This window comes from Ensifer sp. SSB1 (assembly GCF_016652895.1).
Lineage (GTDB): Bacteria > Pseudomonadota > Alphaproteobacteria > Rhizobiales > Rhizobiaceae > Ensifer.
The window spans coordinates 1-4,052 of sequence record NZ_JAEPRP010000314.1; the positions used below are offsets into that span (position 1 = coordinate 1).

Here is a 4,052-nt window from a genome sequence, read left to right on the forward strand (position 1 = left end):
CGCCCTTCATGTGACGGCGACATCATCCGATGGAAGCACGGCGTCACACGACTATACCGTCAACGTTGCGGCCCAAGCCGGCCCGCAGACGCTTTATCGCTTTGCGGTGTTCGGCGATTTCGGTGACACGAGCCTCAATGGCGAAAAGGCCGTCGCCGCCCTCATTCATGGCTGGAATGTCGATTTTGCCCTCACCGTCGGCGACAACGTCTATGCACCCCAGACAATGGACGGAGCCATCGGCCAGCAGTACCACGACTACATCGGCAATTACCAAGGCGCCTATGGGGCCGGCAGTGCCATCAATCGCTTCTTCCCCGTGCTTGGCAACCACGAATACAACGAGAACAATTTCACCAATTACCTGAACTACTTCACGCTGCCGGACAACGAGCGGTATTACGACTTCCAGATCGGCCCGGTGCACTTCTTCGCGCTCAACAGCAACAAGGACGAAACTGACGGCCGCAATGCGACGTCAGTTCAGGCCCAATGGATGCACACTACGCTCGACGCATCCAATGCGAGCTTCAACATCGCCTATTTCCACCACACGGCCTACAACCCGAGCGGCAGCACGAGTACCATGCGCTGGCCCTACGAACCCTGGGGCGTAAATGCAGTCTTTGCCGGCCACGAACACAACTACTACCGAGAAAACCGGGACGATAACGGAGACGGGCTGCAGCTTCCCTACACGACAACCGGTCTCGGCGGCGCGGGCCGCGATGTCCCCAATGTCGGCGCCAGCCTTGTGACGATCACCGATCAGGGCATGCTGATCGAGTTCTACAAGGTCACCAGTTTCAACGGGACGACCACGACCAGCTCCCTCACGGACTCCTTCTTCATCGCAACGCCGGCGGGCCGCGTCCCGACCATCGCCAATGGCGGCTATGTGCTGAACGGCACCACGGGCGCCGACTATCTCTGGGGGCTTGGAAGCAATGCAACGCTGACGGGTGGACGCGGCAACGATACGCTGGTCGGCGGCAAGAACAACAATCTGTTCGTTTTCCAGGTCGGCGACGGCAACGACACGATCCTGAACTTCCGCGCCGGCGCCGCAACGGGCGATCTCCTCGATCTGCGGGCGTTCGGCATAGACAGCGCCAGCGAGTTCCGCCAGGTGGCAGCGAACCAAGGCGCGAACGTGGTCGCCAACCTCAGCAGTACGGACCACCTGACATTGTTCGGCGTGCGTGCCGAACAGCTCCACGACGACAACTTCGTCCGGTCAGGCCTGCTTGTCTGAATGAACTACCCCGCCTGTGGCTTGCCCAAGCAATGATGAGCAAAAGCCGGTGCCCTGACAGACAGGGCGCCGGCTTTGTTTTTTTTCCAAAGCTTAAATAGCAAGAAGCCGGCATTTCTGCCGGCTTCGAACGAATTGCCTGCGTCCTAGAGCGGACGCCCTCTCTCATTGGGCATCATTTTTTGTGTTTCCAAAAATCGAGCTCCAGGTTCACGAATTTCTTCAGTTGCCCCGGCGGTCCGTAGTGAACGTGGTTCTTGTCGCCCCACCCGTTTCCCGGCTTCGGGTTGTATTTCGGGTGAGATCCACTGGATTTGGCAATGGCGCGCGAACTCAGGCTGGTGCCAAGCAACAATGTAATGGCCGGAGGGGTTACGGCAGCAAATTTCCCCGCCTTCATGAGAAAACTTCGGCGCGCTTCCGCTTCCGTATTAAGTCTTTCTGGCGATTTATCTACGCCTTTTTGAGTATCTATCGACATGACACTTCCTTTTTTGCGCGGACTTTGACTATTTGAATATTTTATCATTTCGTAGATTAGAATTCAAATGACGATTTAGGCGTATAAATACTTCAAATTTTCGAGCGAAGATCTTTGTTCAGAAGAACCGTCGTTATTCTGCGGGCCAGATGGATTGGATCCCGTCGGGCCAGGTCGTGGACGCGTGAAAACCGCCTTGCGCCCCAGGACAGGTTGCCGGCAAGGCGCAAAGGCGCACCCAGAATTGGATGACTTGAGGCAAAGACACGTCTCCAATGCTGGAACCTGATCGTCGGGCTCTCGCCAAAGCCACGCGGAATGCTCGTCCCGAAGAAGCGGTTCAGGGTCAACAACTGCGTCTCGATGGCATTGCGTGCGCTTTTGCCCTGAAGCGCCCCGCGAAGCGCAGCCCAGTCGACGGGTTCGCTTTCGGCCAGTTGCGCCAGGTCATACATATGCCTAAGGTCAATCCTTCCGCGCCAGTAGTCCCCTTCCTTGAGGAGATCGTGCACGATCCAGTGCAGGGCACGCGACTGTGGAGAAGGGATTTTCACCAGGAGCTCACCCTGCTGCACGAGCTTCGGGCGTCCAAACCCATCCGCACGATACGGTCGCAACTCCAGCACCCCCACGTCCTGGTCGCGCACCATGCCGCGACCGTCGGAGAGGCAGACATAGCCCAGCTCTTCCAGACAGACTTGAGCCAACGGCTCGTCGCGCGCTGCAACCGCCAGGTCGATGTCGCTGGTTATCCGGTCCGGAACGGTTTGGGAAAGAAACAATGGAACCGCCCCCTTCAAGAGAACCGGAGCGACGCCAATAGCGTTCAGAGCGGCGATGGCTTCGTTTAGTTGCGACCGCAGGCGCATGTTGCGTTCGCGATTGCAGTCGCGAATGAAGTGGAGGTACTGCCGTACATCATCCGGAACGTGCTCGATGGCACCGGCCTGTTCAAGTGATGCAAACAGGGCAGGCGTGAGCAACGTTTGGTTCGCCAGCGCCATCACCGCCGGCCAGTCCGGCCGGTCAGCGACGCGGCCGCGCAGCCCCGCGATCAGGGCGTCGAGTGGGTTTGCGGCGGACTTCATGCGCATGCCCGCTCAATCAGCGTGACCGCCTCATCCAGGTCGGAATAGGTCAGACGGTAGGCCTTCACCGACCCTATGACGCCAGCGAGCACATCGAAGCTGGTGTCACCCAACTCACCGCCAGGCGCAAACGCCCCACCAAGCAGGCCCCGCAGAACATCCACCGGGTCGATCTTGTCCAGGCTCGGCTTCGCGGCGCGATCCCGATGGAGGAGGACGACAGAGCCTACCGGCCACGCTTTTGCGGTCGCCGCGTTGGCCGTCCTTGGTACGGGGTAGCGCACGCGACGTTTGTCCGGACGGCGGAAGATCGGCGTTGCATCGAGGTCGGGGAAGCGCTCCGCCAGCAAAGGCCATGCGCCCGATTTGACCGCGGGCGCGAACGGAAGACCGACACAGCGCCCGTCGGCTTTCAGCAGCGTTACGTCATCCGATGCGAAGCCGAACCCGGCATGGGCCAACGCCAGCGTCAAGGTCGTCTTGCCCGCCCCCGGGTCGCCGCAGAGAAGGACAAGGCGCTCATTTTTCAAGAGCGCGGCCGCGTGAAGAGCCAGTTCGTAGGTGCCGGAGCCGAGGATATCGCTCAGCATTTCCCCTTTCAATATTGTCGCCATTTCGTCCGGAGCCGACGCCAGCAGCCAGTCGCCATTGCGAAACAAATGGAGCCGGTCACCTTGCTCCACCAACTGGAACACGATGTCGGGAGTGCCCTCCCCGACTTCGAGATGCCTGAAGATGGCCATCGTCGGAAAGGCGTGAGCCATCGGATAGAGGATGCGGATACGGCGCCCGGCAACGCTCAGCATCTGGCTCACATGCCCTTGCGCGGAACTGTCGAGCGGTAAGATGCGCGGCCGGATCAGGCCCAGGCGCTGCCAGTCCTTTATCGCCGCTTCGACTTGTCCATGCACATCCCGGGCGTTGATGCTGCCACGCGCGCCGGCTTCCGCCTGCTTTCCCTGCTCCAACAGGCGCCAGATGTCAGCGGCGGTATCGTTCAGGGTAAAGATCGCGTGCTGCGACGCACTGAACAGAACATTCTGCCCCCTGATCCGCACAAGTCGTGCCTGAGTGACGAAACGCGGGGACGCACCGTCGCCGCGCATTCCCAGATAAGCTCCCATCGCCGTATACCCCTCCCTACTGCGCGGCGCCGGCGGCCGCGCACTCTCACTCGGCCGGCGTTCCTGCCAATCCGGCAAAGACCTTGGGATTGCGCACGAGCCGC

General features: G+C 60.1%; 4 protein-coding genes. 1 reads left to right on the forward strand and 3 read right to left on the reverse strand.

Features of this window, described 5'->3' with window-relative positions; translation table 11 throughout:
• Nucleotides 1–1,255, forward strand: a 1,255-nt coding sequence (locus I8N66_RS36465; protein WP_291165256.1) for a metallophosphoesterase, incomplete at its 5' end; no start/stop codon positions are given.
• 175 nt (nucleotides 1,256–1,430) lie between these two features.
• On the opposite strand, the gene I8N66_RS36470 is transcribed toward I8N66_RS36465, so the two are convergent.
• The 3 genes from I8N66_RS36470 to I8N66_RS36480 form a co-directional block, all read right to left on the reverse strand.
• Entirely contained in the window at nucleotides 1,431–1,736 is a 306-nt protein-coding gene (locus tag I8N66_RS36470; RefSeq protein WP_291165259.1) for a hypothetical protein, read from the reverse strand.
• A 92-nt stretch (nucleotides 1,737–1,828) separates the two neighbouring features.
• The gene (locus I8N66_RS36475) at nucleotides 1,829–2,830 is read right to left on the reverse strand and encodes a nucleotidyltransferase family protein (RefSeq protein WP_291165262.1); all 1,002 of its coding nucleotides are present in this window, start codon (nucleotides 2,828–2,830) and stop codon (nucleotides 1,829–1,831) included.
• Nucleotides 2,821–3,948, reverse strand: a complete 1,128-nt coding sequence (locus tag I8N66_RS36480) for a PqqD family peptide modification chaperone (RefSeq protein ID WP_291165265.1) — start codon at nucleotides 3,946–3,948, stop codon at nucleotides 2,821–2,823. The genes I8N66_RS36475 and I8N66_RS36480 overlap by 10 nt, the downstream gene beginning before the upstream one ends.
• Between the last annotated feature and the right edge of the window lie 104 nt (nucleotides 3,949–4,052).

What these genes read in the sequence shown, in the direction of transcription:
- I8N66_RS36475 (WP_291165262.1), bottom strand. Translation starts at nt 2,830, where the DNA reads ATGCGCATGAAGTCCGCCGCAAACCCACTCGACGCCCTGATCGCGGGG.
- I8N66_RS36480 (WP_291165265.1), bottom strand. Translation starts at nt 3,948, where the DNA reads ATGGGAGCTTATCTGGGAATGCGCGGCGACGGTGCGTCCCCGCGTTTC.
- I8N66_RS36470 (WP_291165259.1), bottom strand. Translation starts at nt 1,736, where the DNA reads ATGTCGATAGATACTCAAAAAGGCGTAGATAAATCGCCAGAAAGACTT.